The sequence below is a fragment of the Orrella marina genome, from assembly GCF_003058465.1.
Classification (GTDB): domain Bacteria; phylum Pseudomonadota; class Gammaproteobacteria; order Burkholderiales; family Burkholderiaceae_B; genus Algicoccus; species Algicoccus marinus.
In genome coordinates this window covers 2,004,246-2,024,549 of record NZ_CP028901.1, presented here as the reverse complement: position 1 = coordinate 2,024,549, position 20,304 = coordinate 2,004,246, and the positions used below count along the sequence as shown (strand labels likewise).

Here is a 20,304-nt window from a genome sequence, read left to right as displayed (position 1 = left end):
TCGCGTGATTTTAAATTTCATGGGGAGAATGCGCCATCTTCGAACATGCTTGCGTTAAACTTTGGCAATGGCTTAATAGGCTATCCCATCGCCTTCTGCCCCCCCGCTATCCGCAGACCGGTTAGGCCGAGAAAGCGGAAGGTTTCCTGCATCGTTTCGGGTGAAGCACCCGGCAAGGTGAAGCGTCAAAAATGTCCTCGCAAATAGAATCCCTGCAAAACTCATATCTTTTTGGTGGTAATGCGCCATATGTCGAAGAATTGTACGAGTCCTATCTCGATAATCCTTCTTCGGTCCCGGAAAACTGGCGTAACTACTTCGACCAACTGCAGATTCAGCCTGCACCTGATGGTCATGCTGACACACGAGACCAGAGACACGCTCCGATCATTGACGCCTTTGCGCAGCGCGCCCGTCAGGGTGGAGCATCCCGGGCAGCCCAGCAGATTGATCTGACAGTTGCCTCAAAGCAGTTGCATATTCAGTCTCTTATTGCTGCCTATCGTTCACTGGGATCCCGCTGGGCTGATCTGGATCCGCTCAAGCAGCATGATCGCGATGACATTCCTGAGCTTGATCCAGCGTTCTACGGTCTCACCGAAGTGGACATGGATCAGGAGTTCTCTGCGACGAACACCTACTTCACCAAAGACAGCACGATGACGCTGCGTCAGATTATTGATGCATTGCGCCAGACATACTGCCGTTCGATCGGTGCCGAGTTCATGCATTGCTCGGACCCCAATGTCAAACGCTGGGTCCAGCAGCGCCTGGAGTCCACCCGCAGCTCGCCCAGCCTCGGTGAACAGGCCAAGCGCAACGTCCTGCAGCAACTGACCGAGGCTGAGGGTCTGGAGCGTTTCCTTCATACCAAGTATGTTGGTCAGAAACGCTTCTCTCTTGAGGGTGGAGAAAGCTTTATTGCCAGCATGGATGAACTGGTCAACCACGCCGGGGACAGCGGCGTGCAGGAAATCGTAGTCGGCATGGCTCACCGCGGCCGACTCAATATGCTGATCAATATCATGGGCAAGATGCCCGGCGATCTGTTTGCAGAGTTTGAAGGCAAGCACGCCGATGGGCTGACAGATGGTGACGTGAAGTATCACAACGGTTTTTCCAGTGACCTTTCGACGCGCGGAGGCCCGGTTCACCTGTCTCTTGCTTTCAACCCGTCTCACCTGGAGATTGTTAATCCGGTCGTAGAGGGTAGCGTTCGCGCACGTCAGGAACGTCGTGGAGATGAGCATGGCAAGCAGGTGCTGCCGGTTCTGGTTCATGGTGACGCCGCTTTCGCGGGTCAGGGCGTAGTGATGGAGACGTTGAACCTGGCTATGACCCGTGGTTATGGTACGGGTGGCACGGTGCATATCGTCATTAACAACCAGATTGGTTTCACGACTTCCGATCCCCGTGACACCCGCTCGACCATCTATTGCACCGATGTGGTGAGGATGATTGAAGCTCCGGTGTTTCACGTCAATGGTGATGACCCTGAGGCAGTTGTCTTTGCAACCCGTCTGGCCCTGGACTTCCGTATGGAGTTCGGTCGAGACGTTGTTGTTGACATCGTCTGCTTCCGAAAGCTCGGACACAATGAGCAAGATACTCCTTCGCTCACTCAGCCGCTGATGTACAAGCGCATCGGTCAGCACCCTGGTACACGCAAGCTATACGGTGACAGGCTGATCGCTCAGGGTGTGCTCAAGGAAGGTGAGCCCGACGAGATGGTCAAAGCTTACCGCTCCTACATGGAAGATGGTCGCAGTACCATTGAACCCATCTTGACCAACTACAGGAGTAAGTACGCGATCGACTGGTCACCTTATCTCGGTGCGAAGTGGACTGATCACGCAGACACGGGTTTGCCGATTGCTGAACTCAAGCGACTTGGGGAGCGCATCACCTCGGTGCCCGAAGGGTTCAGCGTTCATCCGCTAGTGACCAAGCTTCTGAATGATCGCCGCACTATGGCTCAGGGTGAATTGAATCTGGACTGGGGTATGGGTGAGCACCTGGCCTTCGCGAGCCTCGTGGCCTCCGGATTTGGTGTTCGCATCACGGGTCAGGACTCCGGTCGCGGAACCTTCACGCACCGCCACGCGGTTCTGCACGACCAGAAGCGTGAGCGCTGGAACGATGGTACGTATATTCCTTTGCAGAATGTGTCGGAAGAGCAGGCGCCTTTTGTTGTGATCGATTCCGTGCTGTCCGAGGAGGCAGTTCTGGGATTTGAGTACGGTTATTCTTGTGCCGACCCCAAGACTCTTACAATCTGGGAGGCGCAGTTTGGCGACTTCGTCAACGGTGCGCAGGTGGTGATTGATCAGTTCATCGTGTCCGGTGAAGCGAAATGGGGCCGTCAGTCGGGTCTGACCTTGATGCTTCCCCACGGCTATGAAGGACAGGGGCCGGAGCACTCATCTGCGCGGATGGAGCGTTTCCTGCAACTGTGTGCTGACAACAATATCCAGGTGGTCCAGCCGACAACGGCCGCGCAGATTTTCCATCTTCTGCGCCGTCAGATGATTCGGCAATTCCGCAAGCCACTGGTCATCCTGACCCCGAAATCCTTGCTGCGTAACAAGGATGCAGGGTCCCCACTTGAACATCTCTCCGAAGGGTGTTTCCAGCCTGTGATCGGAGAATGTGACGAGACAATCAACGCGAGTTCGGTCAAGCGTGTGCTGGTCTGCTCTGGTAAGGTTTACTACGATCTTGTCAACGCCCGGCGCGAGCGCAAGGTCAGCAACGTTGCCATCGTTCGGGTTGAGCAGTTGTATCCGTTCGCTCACAAGCTTTTCGAGGCCGAGCTGGCCAAGTATCCGAAGGCCACCGAGGTGGTCTGGGTGCAGGACGAGCCCCAGAACCAGGGACCATGGTTCTACATCGAGCATCATCTGTTCGAGAACCTGTCCAAAGGCCAGAAACTTGCCTATGCCGGTCGTGCTGCATCTGCATCGCCAGCTGTTGGCTATCTGGCCAAGCACGTCGAGCAGCAGAAAGCATTGATTGAACAGGCCTTTGGCAAGTTCAAGTCTTATGCTCTGGTGAAATGACACAGGCACAAGTGATTGATTGAACCGTTCCCACGAATACATACATACGGAAGATTCTCATGGCAATGACAGATGTAGTAGTTCCGCAATTATCCGAGTCGGTATCAGAAGCGACTCTGCTGACATGGAAGAAGCAGCCTGGTGAGGCTGTTCAGGTTGACGAAATCCTGATTGAAGTCGAAACCGACAAGGTCGTTCTAGAAGTGCCTGCGCCGTCTGCAGGTGTGCTTGCCGAAATCGTGAAAGGAGACGGCAGCACCGTGACCTCGGGTGAGTTGCTTGCCAGAATTGATACGGCAGCCAAGGCTGCTGCTCCTGCAAAGGAAGAAGCACCTGCTGCGCAGGAGGCAGCCCCCAAGGCTGAAGAACCCAAGCCTGCTACTGCGCAAGCTCAGTCCACATCGTCTGGTAGCGGTGCAGGCATTGCTTCTCCGGCCGCCAGCAAGATCCTGGCCGAGAAAGGCATGAGTGCAGAAGGCATGGCAGGCTCAGGTCGTGATGGCCGAGTCACGAAAGCAGATGCGATGTCTGCTTCGTCAGCATCTGAGGCCAAGAGTGCACCTGCACCTGCACCAGCGTCGCAGTCGCTGGGTGGTCGTCCCGAGCAGCGCGTTCCCATGAGCCGCCTGCGCGCCCGTATTGCCGAGCGTCTGTTGCAGTCGCAGCAAGAAAACGCCATATTGACCACGTTTAACGAGGTTAATATGCAAGCGGTTATGGACCTGCGTAATCAGTACAAGGATAAGTTCGAGAAGGAACACGGCGTCAAGCTGGGTTTCATGTCGTTCTTTGTGAAGGCCGCGGTTGCCGCGCTCAAGCGCTATCCAGTTATCAACGCGTCAGTTGATGGCAAGGACATTATTTACCACGGCTATTTTGATATTGGTATTGCCGTCGGTAGTCCGCGTGGATTGGTGGTACCGATCCTGCGTGACGCAGATCAGATGTCCATTGCTGATATAGAAAAGGCGATCGCCGACTTTGGACGTCGTGCTGGTGAGGGCAAACTGACCATCGAGGAAATGACGGGCGGAACATTCTCGATCTCCAATGGTGGTGTGTTTGGTTCGATGCTTTCGACGCCAATCATCAACCCGCCTCAATCTGCAATCCTGGGCATTCATGCTACCAAGGAACGTGCTGTAGTCGAGAAAGGTCAGATCGTGATCCGTCCGATGAACTATCTCGCCATGTCGTACGACCATCGCATTATTGATGGTCGTGAGGCGGTTCTCGGACTGGTCGCCATCAAGGAGGCGCTTGAGGATCCGCAGCGCTTGTTGCTCGATATCTAATACGGATGATTCATGTCTAACAAATTTGATGTTGTTGTTATCGGTGCCGGCCCGGGAGGCTACATTGCTGCTATCCGCGCTGCGCAACTCGGGCTTTCGGTGGCTTGCATTGACGCATGGGAGGATGTCAAGGGTGGTCCCGCACCCGGTGGCACATGCACCAATGTAGGTTGCATCCCGTCCAAGGCATTGCTCCAGTCGTCAGAGAACTTCGAGCAGGTCTCTCATCATTTTGATGACCACGGTATCGAAGTCAAGGGTGTGTCTCTCAAGCTCGACAAAATGATTGGTCGCAAGGACACAGTCGTCAAGCAGAACAATGATGGAATTCTTTATCTGTTCAAGAAGAACAAGGTCAAGTTTTTCCATGGCGTCGGTTCGTTTGATGGCAAGGCTGAAGACGGTTGGAAGGTCAAGGTTTCAGGCCCGTCATCAGAAGATCTTGTTGCCAGGCACGTTGTTGTTGCAACAGGCAGTGCCGCACGTGAACTGCCTGGTTTGCCTTTTGACGAAAAGCAGATTCTCTCCAATGACGGGGCGTTGAACATTGGTTCAGTTCCCAAGCGTTTGGGCGTGATTGGCGCCGGTGTGATCGGCCTGGAGATGGGTAGCGTATGGCGTCGTCTGGGTGCAGAAGTGACTGTTCTGGAAGCCATGCCGGAGTTTCTCGGCGCTGTTGATCAGCAGGTTGCCAAAGAAGCCCTCAAAGTGTTCACCAAGCAGGGACTCAAGATCCAGACTGGTGTCAAGATCGGTGAAATCACCAAGACTGCGCGTCAGATCACCGTGCCCTGGACAGACGATCAGGGCAAGGAACAGAAGCTGGTCGTTGACAAGCTCATCGTGTCGATTGGCCGGATTCCCTATACCGGTGGGCTGGATGCTAACAAGGTCGAGCTCAAGCTTGATGATCGCGGCTTTATCGCCGTCGACGATCAGTGCCGTACCAATTTGCCCAATGTATGGGCGGTGGGTGACGTTGTTCGCGGGCCAATGCTGGCACACAAGGCTGAAGAAGAGGGTGTCGCGGTTGCCGAACGGATTGCTGGGCAGCATGGTCACGTCAACTTCGATACGATCCCGTGGGTCATCTATACATCTCCGGAAATCGCGTGGGTTGGCAAGACCGAACAACAACTCAAGGCAGATGGCCGTGAGTATCGCAGCGGCTCATTCCCATTCATGGCTAACGGGCGTGCTCGCGCATTGGGTGACACCACCGGCTTTGTGAAGGTGCTGGCTGATGCGAAGACCGATGAGGTTCTCGGTGTGCATGTGATTGGACCGATGGCTTCAGAGCTGATTGCTGAAGCAGTGACGATCATGGAGTTCAAAGGGGCATCCGAGGATATCGCGCGGATCTGCCATGCACATCCGACCCTGTCCGAGGCGATGAAGGAAGCCGCACTGGCTGTTGACAAGCGCGCTTTGAACTTCTGACGGGATTTGGACGCAAGTGTGCCTTTCTGGCACACTTCATATTCCAGAACCTTGAACTAGAGGCACCGGCAATGGTGCCTCTCTCTTTTGCTGAACCATGAACGTCACTCAATACTATGACAACGCGCTCAAGGAGCGTGGCTTCAAGTCTGATCAAGCGCAGCGTCAGGCCGTTCAGAGGCTGCAGCAGTTCTATGACGAATGGGTTGCGTTTCGCCGCAAACGCTCCAATTCTGTCAAGCGACTGCTGAACCGCCCGGTTGTGCCTCGTGGGGTTTATTTGTGGGGAGGGGTTGGGCGCGGCAAAAGCTTCCTGATGGATGCGTTCTACTCGAACGTCCCGGTCGTGCGCAAGACTCGGTTGCATTTTCACGAATTCATGCGTGGTGTGCATAAGGAACTCGAGCAGGTCAAGGGGCAGCAGGATCCTCTTGACGAGATCTCCAGACGTCTGGCAAGGCGTTACAGGCTGATCTGTTTTGATGAGTTTCATGTCTCGGACGTTGCAGACGCAATGATTCTCTACAAATTGCTGCTTGGCTTGTTTGAGCGTGGTACGTCTTTTGTCATGACATCGAATTACGAGCCGAGTACCTTGTATCCGGACGGTTTGCATCGTGACCGGATTCTGCCTGCCATCGATTTGATCTACAAGCGCATGGATGTGCTGAACGTCGACAGTGGCGTGGACTACCGGCGCCGGGCACTTGAACAAGTGAAGTGCTATCACTCGCCCCTTGACGATCAAGCTAGTCAGGCGTTGCAGACGACGTTTGAGAAGCTCTCCGACACGCCGCCAGTGGATCCGGTGGTGACGATCGAGAACCGCAAGATCAAATCAATGAAACGCTCGGGCAGTGTGATCTGGTTTGATTTTGCCACGCTTTGCGGGGGGCCTCGCTCCCAGAACGATTATCTTGAACTCGCAAGCCGGTATCACGCAGTCATTTTGTCGGATGTTCCTAAAATGACCGCTCGGCAGGCATCGGAGGCCAGACGTTTCACGTGGCTGATAGACGTACTCTACGACCACAAGGTCAAACTCATCATGTCGGCACAATGTGACCCGGAGGATCTGTACACTGAAGGACCAATGGCCAATGAGTTTCATCGTACAGTATCACGTATTCTCGAGATGCAATCCAAGGAGTATCTCGATTCGGAGCGGCGATCGACTGTTGCGCTCTGAGGTCTCGGCCTTCACGTATCACTTTATACTTTTTTGCATCCATGAAAACTCGTGTTCTGACCGGTATCACGACAACCGGAACCCCTCATCTGGGCAACTATGTAGGAGCCATTCGACCGGCTATTCGGGCCAGTCAGGACCCGAACAATGAGGCATTCTTCTTTTTGGCGGACTATCACGCACTGATCAAGTGTGAAGATCCTGATCGGATTGCCCGCTCAAGGATTGAAATTGCCGCGACCTGGCTTGCAGCTGGACTGGACCCAGAACGAGTGGTCTTTTATCGGCAGTCTGATATTCCCGAGATCCCGGAGCTGGCTTGGATGCTGACATGCGTGACTGCAAAAGGATTAATGAACCGGGCGCATGCTTACAAGGCCTCTGTTGATCAGAATCGCGTCAAAGGGGAGGAAGATGATGACGGCGTCACCATGGGACTGTTCTCCTACCCGATCCTGATGGCCGCCGATATCCTGATCTTCAATGCGCAGAAAGTGCCGGTCGGGCGTGATCAGGTTCAACATCTGGAAATGGCGCGTGACATCGCACAGCGATTCAATCACCTTTATGGGGGCATCGAACCATGGTTCGTACTGCCAGAGGCTGTCGTTGACGATGATGTGGCTACCTTGCCCGGCCTTGATGGGCGCAAGATGTCCAAAAGTTACAACAACACCATTCCTTTGTTTGAGGGTGGGCCTAAGGCGCTTCAGTCGGCTGTCGCAAGGATTGTGACAGATTCCAGGTTGCCTGGGGAGCCGAAGGACCCTGAATCGACTCAGTTGTTGCCTATCTTCAAGGCTTTCGCAAGCTCTGCCCAGATTGACGAGTTTATTGATGACCTTCGACAGGGCATGGCATGGGGAGACGCGAAACAGCGTCTGGCATATACGATCGAACAGGAGCTCGCGCCGCTGCGAGACATGTACGCAAATCTGATGGCACGCCCAGATGATATCGAAGACGCGCTCGCCATCGGTGCTCGCAAGGCGCGCGAACAGGCTGGGCCTCTGATGGCAAGATTGCGCGAAGCAGTTGGTCTGCGCAACACTATTACGCCGATTGCCAAGGCCCGGAGCAAGCGCAAGAAAGCGGCCCGTTTTGTTACCTATCGGGACGAGCACGGACAGTTCCGGTTTAAGCTGGTGTCATCCTCCGGCGTAGAGCTTGCCGTGTCTTTGCCGCAGGCGGAGCCAAAGCAAAGCGGAGTGGTCATGCGCCAGCTCCAGCAGCGCCAGGAGGACGTTACTGTGGAGTCAGAAGGAGCAGATCAGTATGTTGTCGTGATCGACGAACAGGTCGTGGCGTACGGTCTGCCTTGTCAGGACCCAGTGCGGCGCGATGAGATGATGGAGCTTACTCGCGAGGCGCTCTCAGAAGTTTCTGACGCTGGGCAATGATGGGATTGGGAAGCTCTGGGGATCTGGAGCAGATTTTTGGCGAGCAAGGCATCTTGCACACAAGTCTGCCCGGCTATCGTGTCAGACAAGCCCAGATTGATCTGGCGCAACAGATCGCACAGACGGTTCTGACCGGCGAGATCCTTGTGGCCGAAGCAGGAACGGGTACTGGAAAAACCTGGGCCTACCTCGTTCCAGCGATGATTCACGCGGACAAGGTACTGGTTTCAACAGGGACCAGAACCCTGCAAGACCAGCTTTACCTGAAGGACTTGCCTCAGATCAGAAAGGCTCTGGGTCTGGGCGGTGTGACGGCGATACTTAAAGGCCGCGCAAATTACGTATGCCACTATCACCTCAAGCGAGCTAATGAAGAGCCTGGGGCGTTAACTAGCCGCCAACAGGTTGTCTGGCTCAGACAGATCACTCAGTTTGCTGCGACTTCGGCAAATGGTGACAAATCGGAACTCCAGACAGTGCCAGAAGACGCTGACATCTGGCGTCTTGTTACCTCCACCCGTGAGAACTGTTTAGGACAGCAGGAGTGTCCGTTCATCTCGGATTGCTTTTTGTACAAGGCTCGCCGGGCGGCACAGCAGGCGGATCTGGTCGTAATCAATCATGCTTTGTTCATGGCTGATGCTGCGTTGCGTGATGAAGGTGTTTCGGAGCTTTTGCCTCAATCTGACCTGGTGGTGTTTGACGAGGCGCATCAGCTTCCCGATGTGGCTACGCGGTTTCTGGCACAAACGGTGTCAACTGCCCAGATACAGGATCTGGCGAGGCAGATACAGATTACGGGGCTAGCGCACGCCCGCGAGGCGGTCAAATGGGAGGCCCTTTGTTCCGGTCTTATCCAGAGCTGCAAGGAGTTGCGACTGGTCAGCGAATGGATGGCTGAGAATTCCGGGATGCGGGCTATGCAGCATCAGTTTCTAGCTGACAATGATTGTTTCGACGCCGCTCAGGAGGTGGTCAGCAGTCTAAAAGGCTTGTACAAGCCGCTTGAGACTCAGGAGCAGCGACATCCCGATATTGCTGTGCATCTGAGGACGACCAGTGCCTATCTTGATCTGCTGGATTCATGGTTATCGGGAAAGCAGCCTGTTGCTGCTGTCGCGCCTTCAAATCAGGAATCTGAAGCGCCGGTGAGCGCGACTCAGGCAGAAGCAACAGTCGCGGAGTCTGGTCGCACAGAAATGGTTAGCTGGGTTGAACTAACGCCTGCTCATGTGAGGTTCAGTTCTGCACCACTGTCCATCGCCAAGGCGTTTTCCAGAGAGCGCAAGGCACATCAGGCCTGGGTCTTTTTATCGGCGACACTCTCAGTCAAAGGGGATTTCAGGCATTTTGTTGGACGTCTCGGGCTTCAGGGAGCCGAGACCCTGCGACTTGCCTCGCCTTTCAACTATCCGGAGCAAGCGCTGCTTTGTGTTCCGAGAGGACTGCCAGCGGTCGATCATCCTGAGTTTCATGTTGAATTCGCACGATATCTCTTGCCACTGATTCAGATCAGTGAAGGTGCCTGTCTGATTCTCTGCACAACGCTGCGAGCGATCGACAAGATAGGCGATGAACTCAGCAGGCTATTCGAAGCTCACGGGTTGGACTGGCCTGTGCTCAGGCAAGGGCATCAGCCGCGTTCTGTCCTGCTGGAGCAGTTTCGTGCCCAGTCCCGCTCGGTTTTGATAGGAAGCGCGAGCTTTCGGGAGGGAGTGGATCTGGTCGGAGATCAATTGACTTTAGTGGCCATCGACAAGTTACCGTTTGCTCCACCGGATGATCCAGTGTTGCAGGCAAGGATGCGTGTCTGTCGGGAGCGTAAAGGCAATCCATTTCTCGAATTGCAGGTTCCAGAGGCCGCGATTGCGCTCAAGCAAGGAGCGGGTAGACTCATTCGTAGTGAGCGTGATTGGGGCGTACTGGTGGTTGGGGACCGCCGTCTGGTCGACAAACCATATGGGCGCCAACTGTGGCAGGGATTGCCTCCATTTCGCCGCACCCAGGAGCAAGGTGAAGCCGTTGACTTTATCAGGCAAAGAAAAGCGCCAGGCCTGATCCAGGGGCTTGAACCAGAATCGACTGGCACTGATGAGGATCCGGCCGTGTCATCTGGAACATGAGTTGTACCCCCAGAAGTCAGGCGTTTCAATCGTGACTAGATGTAGCGTAAGGGATTCCAGGGGCTGTATTGCTTGCCTGGCAGACCATTCGCTATCAACGAAGTGTCGGGGAAGTTCTGCAGCAGAACACGTTCTGAATCACCTGCTAACTCGTCCATGCCTAACGCTTTGTACGACATCATCATGATGTAGAGTGCCTGCTCGGAAGCGGGAACCCCTTCAAAATCCGTGATAACAGTCTGGGCCCGGTTGATTGCGGCAACATACGCCTTGCGTTCGAAGTAGAACTTGGCTGTGTGCAGCTGATGCTCTGCCATGGTGTTCACGAGCCAGTTCATGCGGCGGCGCGCATCATCGGCGTACCGGCTGTTCGGATAGCGTGTAATGAGTTCGTTGAATGCTTCGTATGACTGACGCAACGCATCAGGATCCCGCTCTGCAGGATCTTGCTGGGTCATGAAAGAAAGAACAGCACTGGGTGGAGTGAAGAGAATCAACCCACGCAGAAACAGCATGTAATCACTGCCGGGGTGGTTCGGGTACTGTTGCATGAACCTGTTGACAGTGGCTAATGCTGCTTCGGGTTCCCCTTCTTTCCACTGCACATACGCAAGGTTCATCAGTGATTGCTGTGCGTACGGGCCAAAAGGATAGCGTGCTTCAACGGCCATGAAGCGCTGTCCGGCAGTCGTCCAGTTTCCGGCGTTCATTTCAGTACTGCCATCCTGATAAAGCTTCTCGACGGACCATCCCGCGGTCGGATCAAATTCCTCCGTTGTGGAAGCGCAGCCGGCCACTAACAGAATCGCAGCTGAAAGACAGACGGCGCAGAGCAGCCGGGACAGGCGCAAGCCCGCAGATCCAGATAAGACAGAGTCGATGTCACAGTCGAAGTCGAAGTCACGCAGGGATCCCTAGTGTTAGCATTCGGAATGAATTATAGAACCTTAACATTCTATGCACGATAGTTCCCATCCCGAGGATTTATCCGACGAGTTTTCCATCGAGCTCGAAGTGCCCAGCGATGTCCTGGGCGTTCGGCTTGACAAACAGCTGTCCCTGCTTCTGAACGAGCATTCGCGTGCGAGACTGCAGACCTGGATTGAGTCGGGACACGTGCGTGTCAACGGCGTGGTGCAGACACGTTCCAGGTTCCCGGTATCAGGAGGGGATGTCTTGACGGTGACACCTCAGGCTTGCGAACAGGAGAGCGCCTACACACCTCAACCCGTCGAGTTTGAAGTTGTCCAGGAGCAAGAGCAATGGATAGTCGTCAACAAGCCTGCCGGGCTGGTGGTGCATCCGGGCGCAGGGAACTGGAGTCACACGTTACTTAACGGACTGCTTTTCCGGTACCCGGAACTCGCAGGTGTGGCAAGAGCAGGAATCGTGCACCGTCTGGACAAGGACACATCCGGCCTGATGGTGGTCGCCCGGACTGATATTTCGCAGACAAGCCTCGTTCGCCAGTTACAAGCCAGAACGGTGAGTCGCCAGTATCTTGCCATCACCCATGGTCATCTGATTCCTTTAACCGGCAGAGTTGATCGTCCGATTGGCAGAGATGCGAGAGTCGCGGTTCGTATGACCGTGCAACGTCCGATCGCCCCGAAGGAGGCAATCACCGATTATGCGGTCGAGCGCACCGGACAAGCCGATGGCGTTGACGTCAGTCAGGTTCAGTGCGCACTGCATACTGGGCGCACCCACCAGATCAGAGTTCATCTGGCCAGTCTCGGACACCCGCTGGTAGCCGATGTCCTGTATGGCGGTCGGGAACTTGGGACAGCCTGTCGTCAGATGCTTCATGCTCGCAAGCTGTCGTTTGAGGATCCGGTCAGCCAGCAGAAACAGAGTTTCGAGTCGCCATTGCCTGCGGATATGGAGCGTTTCCTGGGTCAGGCACACTGGAAGGCGACTTGATACGGCAGTCTTGATGTACTGAATTGCAAGCCGCGATCTGTTCATGGTCGAGCTTGTTGTATTGCCCGAAGGAGATTCATCTGAAACCTGTTCAAGCGAGCATTCAAACAACACCCCTTGCTGCATCCCTGGTGCCAGCACAAGACAACCGGATTATCTGGGCGACTGGTCTTGGGTCAGGTGTTCGTGCTTTGACGACTACCCGATTCGGCGGACACAGCCGTCCGCCATTTGACTCTCTGAATCTTGGTATTCACGTAGGTGATGATCCTGCGGCAGTTCAGTCCAATCGACTGAGCCTGGCTGGTGTGCTGCCCGCGAATCCGGTCTGGTTGAACCAGGTGCATGGGGTCGACGTGCTGCAGGCGGATCGTGTGCAGTCTGATCAGGAACCAGTGACGGCTGACGCGGCTGTTACTACACGCACTCGACAGGTGCTAGCCATCTTGACCGCCGACTGCATGCCCGTTGTCCTGGCGGACACCCGGAACCGGATCCTCGGTGTTGCTCACGCAGGGTGGCGGGGACTTGCAAGAGGTGTCCTCGCACATACTGTTCAGGAGATGGCAATGCGAACCGATGGTCAATCAAGAATCCATGCATGGATCGGTCCGGGCATTGGCCCTGATGCGTTCCAGATCGGACCAGAAGTGCGAGAAACGTTTCTCGAGATCGACGGCCGGCTTGAAAAATTTTTTCGCAGGGACAGTTCGCAACAAGGCAAGTGGCTGGCAGACCTGCCAGGCATTGCACGCTGGCAGTTGCTGCAACTGGGTGCATGCGATGTTCAATGGTGCGGTCTTTGTACGATGGGCGATCCAGATAATCGCTTCTTCAGTTACCGTCGTGATGGACAGACAGGGAGAATTGCCACGCTGGCATGGATTGAGACATGACTGTGTCATGTTCAACCCTTAATGTCACATTGGGTAAATACCGTTGACAAGATCGGGCGGATAGATCAGATTAAGGGTATCTGAATTTATGTTGCATTTTGGGGGTGCTGTGACGAACAACTTTTGCAAACTATGGGGACACGCGCCAGAGTTCGACCAACATATGCTCGGGCAGTTGCAGGCTCAGTTTATGGAGAACTGGAAAGCGCTTTCCGAGTCTGCTGCAAATGGGGCGATGCCGCAGATCAAGGACCGCCGATTCAAGTCCGACGCGTGGAAAGAGAGTCCGGCGCACCTCATGATGGCCCACATGTACCTGCTCTCCAGTGATGCCATGAAGCAGATGGTCAAGGCGGCTGCAGTACCAGAAGAGGTCAAGGAGCAGCTCGGTTTCTCTGTCAGCCAGTGGGTGGACGCAATGTCGCCAGCCAATTTTCTGGCGACCAATCCGGAAGCACAGAAGTTACTGCTGGAAACGGGCGGTCAGTCGTTGCACTCCGGTATTCAGAACTTCATGAACGACCTCGCAAAGGGTCGGATTACCCAGACCGACGAGAGCAAGTTTGCTGTCGGCGAGAATCTTGCGATCACTCCCGGATCGATTGTGTATCGCAACGAGTATTTTGAGCTGATCCAGTACAAGCCGCAAACACAGCAGGTTTATCAGCGCCCTTTGCTGATGGTGCCACCGTGCATCAACAAGTACTACATTCTCGACCTTCAACCGGGCAATTCGTTGATCGAGTACATCGTCTCGCAGGGGTTTACCGTGTTCGTGACTTCCTGGCGCAACCCGTTGCCAGAGGACACTGATGGCATCGAGAAAGCGACCTGGGATGACTACGTCGAGGATGGCGTGCTGAACGCGATTGACTTGGTGCGTGAGATCAGTGGTCAGCCAAAGATTAATGTTCTCGGGTTCTGCGTCGGTGGAACCATGTTATCAACTGCCTTGGCCGTTGCAGCCTCACGGCGTCAGAGTCGTGTCGCCTCCCTGACCTTGCTTGCCACTATGCTGGATTTTTGTGACACGGGCACGCTAGGTGTTTTTGCCAACGAGTCGCATGCCAAGATTCGCGAGTCACAGATCGGGCAGGGTGGCTTGATGACTGGCAGAGAGTTATCCACAACATTCTCGTTCCTGCGGCCGAACGAACTAGTCTGGAACTACGTGGTGTCGAACTATCTCAAGGGTGAGACACCCATGCCTTTCGACCTTCTCTACTGGAATAGCGACAGCACCAATTTACCAGGCCCATTCTTTTCCTGGTATTTCCGCCACACCTATCTGGAGAATCGCTTGCGTGAACCCAAGGCATTGACGGTGTGCGGTCAGCCGGTTGATCTTGGCAAGATCAAGGTCCCCGCCTTCGTTCAGGCCTCCAAAGAAGATCACATTGTTCCCTGGAAAACAGCCTACGTTTCTTCTCAGTTGCTCACGGGGGATGTCAGGTTCGTACTGGGTGCGTCGGGTCATATTGCGGGTGTGATCAATCCGGTGTCAAAGAACCGTCGTAGCTACTGGACAAACGATGCACACGACAACAGCGTCGAACCAGATCAATGGTTTGATTCCGCAAGCGAGCACCCTGGTAGCTGGTGGCCGGAGTATGCCAAATGGCTGGCTGAACAAAGTGGCAAGCTGGTTCCTGCCCCGGTTGAACAGGGGAGCGAATCCAGTCCGGTCCTGGAGCCTGCACCAGGTTCTTATGTCAAAGTCAGGGCAGTCTGAAGGGCCAAAACAATGAATCGCCCGGTTGGGTATGAATGAGGAGAGTGAATATGGCCAAGAAAGTGGCGTATGTGACAGGTGGTATGGGCGGAATCGGAACGGCAATCTGCCAGCGATTGGCTAAAGAAGGGATGACAGTGATTGCAGGGTGCGGCCCGAGCCGTGACTACGATCTCTGGCTTGGCGAACAGAAAGAGCTGGGTTTCACTTTCTACGCGTCGGTTGGAAACGTGGCAGATTGGGATTCGACCACTTCTGCATTCAAGAAAGTCATTGATGAGCATGGGCAGGTTGACGTACTGGTCAATAATGCCGGAATCACTCGTGATGGCGTATTCCGCAAGATGAGTCTGGAGGACTGGCGTGCTGTCATGGACACCAACCTCAACAGTCTGTTCAACGTGACCAAACAGGTGATTGACGGGATGGTCGAACGCGGGTTTGGACGAATTATCAATATCAGCTCCGTCAATGGTCAGAAGGGCCAGTTTGGCCAGACCAACTACGCAACAGCAAAAGCAGCCATTCATGGCTTCTCCATGTCTCTGGCCCAGGAGGTTGCCAATAAGGGGGTCACTGTTAACACAGTCTCGCCAGGCTACATTGGTACGGAGATGGTTCGCGCCATCCGCCCGGATGTGCTGGAGAAAATTGTGGCAACAATCCCGGTCAAGCGACTTGGAACGCCAGAGGAAATCGGCTCTATCGTTGCCTGGATTGCGTCAGAAGATGCAGGATTTGCAACTGGAGCAGATTTCTCGCTTAACGGCGGCTTGCATATGGGGTAGTCTAGAAGGGATGACTCGCTGCGGCGAGTCATCCGGCTACTCAGACACTCAGGAAGGCACCATGGCAGAAAAAGCAGTGAATCAGACGCGACTTATCAAGAAATACCCTAACCGTCGTCTTTATGATACCCAGACCAGTACTTACATTACTCTGGTCGATGTGAAGCAGCTGGTGCTCGATGATGAGGACTTCAAGGTTGTTGATGCAAAAAGTGGCGATGACCTGACCCGCAGCATCCTTCTGCAAATTATCCTGGAGGAGGAAAGTGGCGGCGTGCCCATGTTTTCATCTGCCATGTTGTCGCAGATTATCCGTTTTTACGGACACGCGATGCAGGGGATCATGGGAGCGTACCTTGAGAAGAATATTCAGGCATTCAAGGAGGTTCAGGACCGCATGAGTGAACAGACCAAAGGGTTGTACGGTCAGCAGTTTGGTCCCGAGGCCTGGGCTCAATTCATGAACATGCAGTCGCCCGTGCTGCAAAACATGATGAACAACTACGTCGAGCAGAGTAAATCCATGTTTGTCCAGATGCAGGACCAGATGCAGGATCAGACGCGAGCAATGTTCGGAACGTTTCCGTTTAACCCCGCAGCCAAACCGCAAGATGGTCAGGACGGCAAGGATAAATGATGTTCGGACCCGATAAAGGGCGCATTGAAGGCGGTTACGCCGGGAATCGGGGCTTTTTTTCTGTCATTTCATCGGTTGCTTGATCAGAGATTTCGTACTTACGATCCAGTAGCCTGATTTATCGCAAAAACAGAGCAGGGTCGACGCGGGAGTCATTCAGACTGACGTTCCAGTGAAGATGAGGTCCGGTCACCCGTCCCGTTGCCCCTACCTTGCCGATCACATCGGATCGTCTGACTTTGTCGCCAGGCAGTTTCTCTATCTCGGACAGATGGCAGAACATGCTGATCAAACCCATGCCGTGATCAACAAACACGGTCAGACCATTGAAGAAATAATCGCCAATCAGAATCACGGTGCCGTCTGCAGGTGCCCTGACGGATGTGCCCGTCGGTGCCGCTATGTCTAGTCCAGAGTGTGGGTTGCGAGGCTCCCCGTTAAAAAAACGCTGTAAGCCGAATGGGCTCGACCGTCTGCCAGGTGAGGGGGGGTCAAACAGCAGATTCGAGGGTTGATGAGGTGAGTAGGATCGATATGCATCAATCTGCATTTCAAGTTCTTGCTCGATTCGCTTCAGTGTCTGCGCTGGGGGGCTGACATACTTTCTGTCTTTGAGCTTGATATGTTGCTCAGGATACTTCTTTTGTCGAACCTGAAAGGTTTTCTGACTCGTCAATCCGTCTGCAGACGAAACCGTCACTTCGTGTGTACCGGGGGCCGTAGCAAGTGAAATCCCGACAACGGCCCACCATTGATCTGTTTGTGCGGGTTGCAAAACCAGCACAGGTTTGCCTTCGAAGAAAACTTGTGGACGTACGGAGCTTGCGCCGAGATCGATGAGGGCAACACCACCAGGGAATGTTTTGTTGCCAAGATGGGCCAAGTTTGCAGGAATGTTGCTCTTTTGATTCGCTAGTGCGTAGCCCGGGACCAGGGCAAGCGCGCCCAAACCGAGTAGCACTTGCAGACTTGAGCGTCGCGAGTTGTCTGTCTCATGGCTGACAGCGCGTGGAGAGGGGTCTGGGTAACAACTGGCCAGATTGAATGCCTTCGGATTCACAGGTTCACGCATGGTTAGAAATCAAGGTCATATACAAAAGGTCCAGGCTCAAGCAGCAGGCCGTTGCCTTCACGCACGACTGCGTTCATCCCGAAGCAGATGGCATGATCCATTCTTTCCAGTCGCCGGTAATGTGCCAGAACATCTGTAATACGGGGTTCGCGAATCGCGGTGTAGGGGTTGATCTCGGGAATCTGGCATCGAGTACATGGTTTGACCATTTCGAGAAGAATCTGACCACCAGGTCGGTCAAGCCGGATGGTCGACATTGAGTCTTCCTCGTGGGCAGGTACGCCGTCAATGACCAGATTTGGTCGAAAGTGCAGGGCTGAAACGGCTTCGAGGCCGGCCTGTTCCAGTCGCTGGTTCAAGTCGTCCAGGCTGCGCCTGGACAGAATGTTCAAGCCGAAGCCATCCGTGAACGGATGTCGACTTTGTCTTTCACCCGAACCTGTCCAGGTTTCATCGCAGATTCTAGGGTGACGTGGATCAAACTGCACCAGACGAAATTGTTTGCCCGGGACTTGAAGAAAAGCATCAAGCCATTGTGCGGCAGCATCGCCCATGTCCAGTGCGCTGACGGTGTCTCGCCAGACAGTGACTTTGCGAGTGTGAGATATTTCGTCAGCCAGGTCGATCGTGATGGCGGGTTGACTGGGTGCTCTGAGCGTCATGGACTGATCAGTCAGTTCAGGTTCGATCCATACCAGATGCGGAATCTGGCGCTGCGTCTGGAACATGCCGGTCTGGTCTACTATCACCCATCGCCTGTCTGTCTGCAGGCCAAGCTCGGTCAATTGGGCAGTCTGAACAGGCACGGCTGCGCACGATTTGATAGGATAGACAAAAATCTCGGTCAGAATGCTAGTCGGTGCGGTCACGTTGCCGATTCCTTCTTGAGTCGAACGCCTAGGTTAACTTTTTTGTATGCTGCTGTCAGGAGAAGATCATGCCGTCGTTTGATACGGTTTCGGAAGTCGATAAACACGAACTGACCAACGCGGTCGATCAGGCCAATCGTGAGCTTGCAACCCGGTTCGATTTCAAGGGCACACAGGCCAGTTTCGAGTTGAACGAGTATGTCGTCAATCTTGTTGCGTCCAGCGCGTTTCAACTCAAACAGATGATGGATGTGTTGCGCGCTCGCATGAGTGCCCGGTCAATTGATACCCGCTGCCTGGAAATTGCCGATCCCGTTGAAAACATCAGTGGGGCGCGTCAGGCGGTCACAGTCCGCCAGGGAATTGACCAGCCCAACGCAAAAAAACTGATTGCAGCGATCAAAGCGGCAAAGCTTAAGGTTGACACTCAGATCAACGGCGACAAGCTGCGTGTGACGGGCAAGAAGCGCGATGATTTGCAGTCGGCCATGGCGCTGATGAAAACAGTCGACATTGACCGGCCGCTTCAGTTCAACAATTTCCGCGACTGATTGCCTGTCTGCTCACTTTAAAAACAGGTCTGAATGACCTGCGGGAGCACCTCTCCAGTACTGGGGGGGCGCTTTTAATTTTGCACCAAGCCGGGCTGCAGCGTGCCATCCCCAGCGGGGTTCGTACAGTGCCGCGCGCGCAATGGCAATCATATCTGCCTGACCACTCACCAGTGCTTGCTCAGCCTGAAATGGATCGGTGATCAGGCCGACAGCCATCGTCGTAACCCCTGTCTTCTGGCGAATGGTGTGTGCCAGCGACAGTTGATAGCCGGGACCTAGCGGGATCTTCTGCGATGCAGACAGTCCGCCGCTTGAAACATCGATGAAATCGCAACCCAGTTGCTGGAGTCGTTCACAAAGGCTCACGCTTTCATCCAGCGACCATCCACCATCAACCCAGTCACAGGCGGAAATACGCACCCCGACTGTCATGTGAGGTGGCGCTTCGGACCGCACTTCCTTGAATACCTCAAGCACCAGGCGCATTCTGTTTTCCAGACTACCTCCATACTCATCGGTTCGCTTGTTTGATAGAGGGGAGAGAAACTGATGCAACAGATACCCATGCGCAGCATGAATCTCGACACCATCCAGGCCTAATTGGGATGCTCGTCGGGTGCTGGCCTTGAACTCTTCACATACTTGTTTGATGCTAGCGCCGTCCAGTGTCTCTGGTGCTCGGTCGGTGTCGGCAAACGGAAGATTGCTGGCAGAGACTGTCTGCCAGCCTCCCTGTTCAGGATCGAGCTGTCGTCCGGACTCCCAGGGAACTGCACACGAAGCCTTGCGACCGGCGTGTGCAAGCTGGATAAGTAGCTTGGCGTCGCTGTGCTGGCGTGCAAACTGCAACGGTCTGACCAGAGCTTGCTGGGTCTGGTCGTCCCATAGACCAAGGCATCCGGGTGTGATCCGGCCTTCAGGTGATACTGCAGTGGCCTCCAGAATGACGGTGGCAGCGCCCGACATGGCCAGATTGCCGATGTGCATCTGGTGCCAGTCGGTTGCGCGCCCGTGATCGGCAGAGTACTGGCACATGGGTGCGATGACGAGGCGATTGGAAAGTTTAAGCGGTCCGAGTGTCATGTCGGAGAAGAGCTGACTCATGCGAATAGGTCTCCTGTGAGAATGTGAGCCCACACCGTGTTGGGGCTGATCACGCTTTCTCTGCCAAGATAGCACTCGGCGGTATGTCCCGGGTGCGGAACACATCAACAGCGATGCCTGCAAACACGCATTGAAGAAGAAAGATCTGGAGTGCCGTTCATGGTTGCTGTACGCTACGAAGATAGTGCCAGTGTGGCGCTAGATAACCTGATACCGGAGTTAC

At 54.5% G+C, this 20,304-nt stretch carries 16 protein-coding genes; 12 read left to right on the top strand and 4 right to left on the bottom strand.

The genetic code is table 11. The annotated features are described in order from the left end of the window. The first annotated feature begins 191 nt into the window (after positions 1–191). The 6 genes from DBV39_RS09075 to DBV39_RS09050 all read left to right on the top strand — a co-directional run bounded on the left by DBV39_RS09075 (position 192) and on the right by DBV39_RS09050 (position 10,506). Positions 192–3,059 carry a 2-oxoglutarate dehydrogenase E1 component gene (locus tag DBV39_RS09075; RefSeq protein WP_108621261.1) on the top strand — a complete coding sequence of 956 codons (2,868 nt, stop codon included), beginning with the start codon at positions 192–194 and terminating at the stop codon, positions 3,057–3,059. Between the two features lie 59 nt (positions 3,060–3,118). Continuing rightward, a complete protein-coding gene (gene odhB, locus DBV39_RS09070) occupies positions 3,119–4,354 on the top strand; it encodes a 2-oxoglutarate dehydrogenase complex dihydrolipoyllysine-residue succinyltransferase (RefSeq protein ID WP_108621260.1) in 1,236 nt (411 codons plus the stop codon). A gap of 12 nt (positions 4,355–4,366) precedes the next feature. Further along, positions 4,367–5,794 (top strand): dihydrolipoyl dehydrogenase, encoded by a 1,428-nt coding sequence (gene lpdA / locus DBV39_RS09065; RefSeq protein ID WP_108621259.1) that lies wholly within the window; start codon positions 4,367–4,369, stop codon positions 5,792–5,794. A 97-nt stretch (positions 5,795–5,891) separates the two neighbouring features. Beyond that, on the top strand, positions 5,892–6,983 hold the full coding sequence (gene zapE / locus DBV39_RS09060; RefSeq protein WP_108621258.1) for a cell division protein ZapE: 1,092 nt from the start codon (positions 5,892–5,894) through the stop codon (positions 6,981–6,983). Between the two features lie 41 nt (positions 6,984–7,024). Continuing rightward, on the top strand, positions 7,025–8,383 hold the full coding sequence (locus DBV39_RS09055; protein WP_108621257.1) for a tryptophan--tRNA ligase: 1,359 nt from the start codon (positions 7,025–7,027) through the stop codon (positions 8,381–8,383). Continuing rightward, the gene (locus tag DBV39_RS09050; protein WP_108621256.1) at positions 8,380–10,506 is read left to right on the top strand and encodes an ATP-dependent DNA helicase; all 2,127 of its coding nucleotides are present in this window, start codon (positions 8,380–8,382) and stop codon (positions 10,504–10,506) included. Before DBV39_RS09055 ends, DBV39_RS09050 begins: the two co-directional genes overlap by 4 nt. 35 nt (positions 10,507–10,541) lie before the next feature. Here DBV39_RS09050 and DBV39_RS09045 read toward each other — a convergent pair whose 3' ends face one another. Continuing rightward, positions 10,542–11,342 carry an outer membrane protein assembly factor BamD gene (locus DBV39_RS09045; RefSeq protein ID WP_108623197.1) on the bottom strand — a complete coding sequence of 267 codons (801 nt, stop codon included), beginning with the start codon at positions 11,340–11,342 and terminating at the stop codon, positions 10,542–10,544. 121 nt (positions 11,343–11,463) lie between these two features. Between DBV39_RS09045 and DBV39_RS09040 the strand changes: the two genes are divergently transcribed. From DBV39_RS09040 to phaR, 5 genes are all read left to right on the top strand, one after another. Then, entirely contained in the window at positions 11,464–12,429 is a 966-nt protein-coding gene (locus DBV39_RS09040; RefSeq protein WP_108621255.1) for an RluA family pseudouridine synthase, read from the top strand. Between the two features lie 131 nt (positions 12,430–12,560). Next, complete coding sequence (pgeF, locus tag DBV39_RS09035) at positions 12,561–13,325, top strand: peptidoglycan editing factor PgeF (protein ID WP_227870876.1); 765 nt, start codon at positions 12,561–12,563, stop codon at positions 13,323–13,325. A gap of 163 nt (positions 13,326–13,488) precedes the next feature. Continuing rightward, positions 13,489–15,057 carry a PHA/PHB synthase family protein gene (locus DBV39_RS09030; RefSeq protein WP_108623195.1) on the top strand — a complete coding sequence of 523 codons (1,569 nt, stop codon included), beginning with the start codon at positions 13,489–13,491 and terminating at the stop codon, positions 15,055–15,057. Between the two features lie 50 nt (positions 15,058–15,107). Continuing rightward, positions 15,108–15,845 (top strand): acetoacetyl-CoA reductase, encoded by a 738-nt coding sequence (phbB, locus tag DBV39_RS09025; RefSeq protein WP_108621254.1) that lies wholly within the window; start codon positions 15,108–15,110, stop codon positions 15,843–15,845. A 61-nt stretch (positions 15,846–15,906) separates the two neighbouring features. After that, positions 15,907–16,482, top strand: a complete 576-nt coding sequence (phaR, locus tag DBV39_RS09020) for a polyhydroxyalkanoate synthesis repressor PhaR (protein ID WP_108621253.1) — start codon at positions 15,907–15,909, stop codon at positions 16,480–16,482. A 118-nt stretch (positions 16,483–16,600) separates the two neighbouring features. Here the strand turns inward: phaR and DBV39_RS09015 are convergent, their stop codons facing one another. Beyond that, positions 16,601–17,554 carry a peptidoglycan DD-metalloendopeptidase family protein gene (locus tag DBV39_RS09015; protein ID WP_193853057.1) on the bottom strand — a complete coding sequence of 318 codons (954 nt, stop codon included), beginning with the start codon at positions 17,552–17,554 and terminating at the stop codon, positions 16,601–16,603. Between the two features lie 2 nt (positions 17,555–17,556). Then, positions 17,557–18,423 carry an MOSC domain-containing protein gene (locus DBV39_RS09010; protein WP_227870875.1) on the bottom strand — a complete coding sequence of 289 codons (867 nt, stop codon included), beginning with the start codon at positions 18,421–18,423 and terminating at the stop codon, positions 17,557–17,559. Between the two features lie 68 nt (positions 18,424–18,491). Here DBV39_RS09010 and DBV39_RS09005 point away from each other — a divergent pair, with 68 nt between their 5' ends. After that, positions 18,492–18,974: a YajQ family cyclic di-GMP-binding protein gene (locus tag DBV39_RS09005; RefSeq protein ID WP_108621251.1), complete on the top strand. Its 483-nt coding sequence runs from the start codon at positions 18,492–18,494 to the stop codon at positions 18,972–18,974. 12 nt (positions 18,975–18,986) lie between these two features. Here the strand turns inward: DBV39_RS09005 and DBV39_RS09000 are convergent, their stop codons facing one another. Next, positions 18,987–20,081, bottom strand: a complete 1,095-nt coding sequence (locus DBV39_RS09000; protein ID WP_108621250.1) for an NADH:flavin oxidoreductase/NADH oxidase — start codon at positions 20,079–20,081, stop codon at positions 18,987–18,989. Positions 20,082–20,304: the final 223 nt, after the last annotated feature.

Coding starts and splice junctions, on each gene's coding strand:
- DBV39_RS09075 (WP_108621261.1), top strand. CDS start 192: ATGTCCTCGCAAATAGAATCCCTGCAAAACTCATATCTTTTTGGTGGT.
- odhB (WP_108621260.1), top strand. CDS start 3,119: ATGGCAATGACAGATGTAGTAGTTCCGCAATTATCCGAGTCGGTATCA.
- lpdA (WP_108621259.1), top strand. CDS start 4,367: ATGTCTAACAAATTTGATGTTGTTGTTATCGGTGCCGGCCCGGGAGGC.
- zapE (WP_108621258.1), top strand. CDS start 5,892: ATGAACGTCACTCAATACTATGACAACGCGCTCAAGGAGCGTGGCTTC.
- DBV39_RS09055 (WP_108621257.1), top strand. CDS start 7,025: ATGAAAACTCGTGTTCTGACCGGTATCACGACAACCGGAACCCCTCAT.
- DBV39_RS09050 (WP_108621256.1), top strand. CDS start 8,380: ATGATGGGATTGGGAAGCTCTGGGGATCTGGAGCAGATTTTTGGCGAG.
- DBV39_RS09040 (WP_108621255.1), top strand. CDS start 11,464: ATGCACGATAGTTCCCATCCCGAGGATTTATCCGACGAGTTTTCCATC.
- DBV39_RS09030 (WP_108623195.1), top strand. CDS start 13,489: ATGCTCGGGCAGTTGCAGGCTCAGTTTATGGAGAACTGGAAAGCGCTT.
- phbB (WP_108621254.1), top strand. CDS start 15,108: ATGGCCAAGAAAGTGGCGTATGTGACAGGTGGTATGGGCGGAATCGGA.
- phaR (WP_108621253.1), top strand. CDS start 15,907: ATGGCAGAAAAAGCAGTGAATCAGACGCGACTTATCAAGAAATACCCT.
- DBV39_RS09015 (WP_193853057.1), bottom strand. CDS start 17,554: ATGCGTGAACCTGTGAATCCGAAGGCATTCAATCTGGCCAGTTGTTAC.
- DBV39_RS09005 (WP_108621251.1), top strand. CDS start 18,492: ATGCCGTCGTTTGATACGGTTTCGGAAGTCGATAAACACGAACTGACC.
- DBV39_RS09000 (WP_108621250.1), bottom strand. CDS start 20,081: ATGAGTCAGCTCTTCTCCGACATGACACTCGGACCGCTTAAACTTTCC.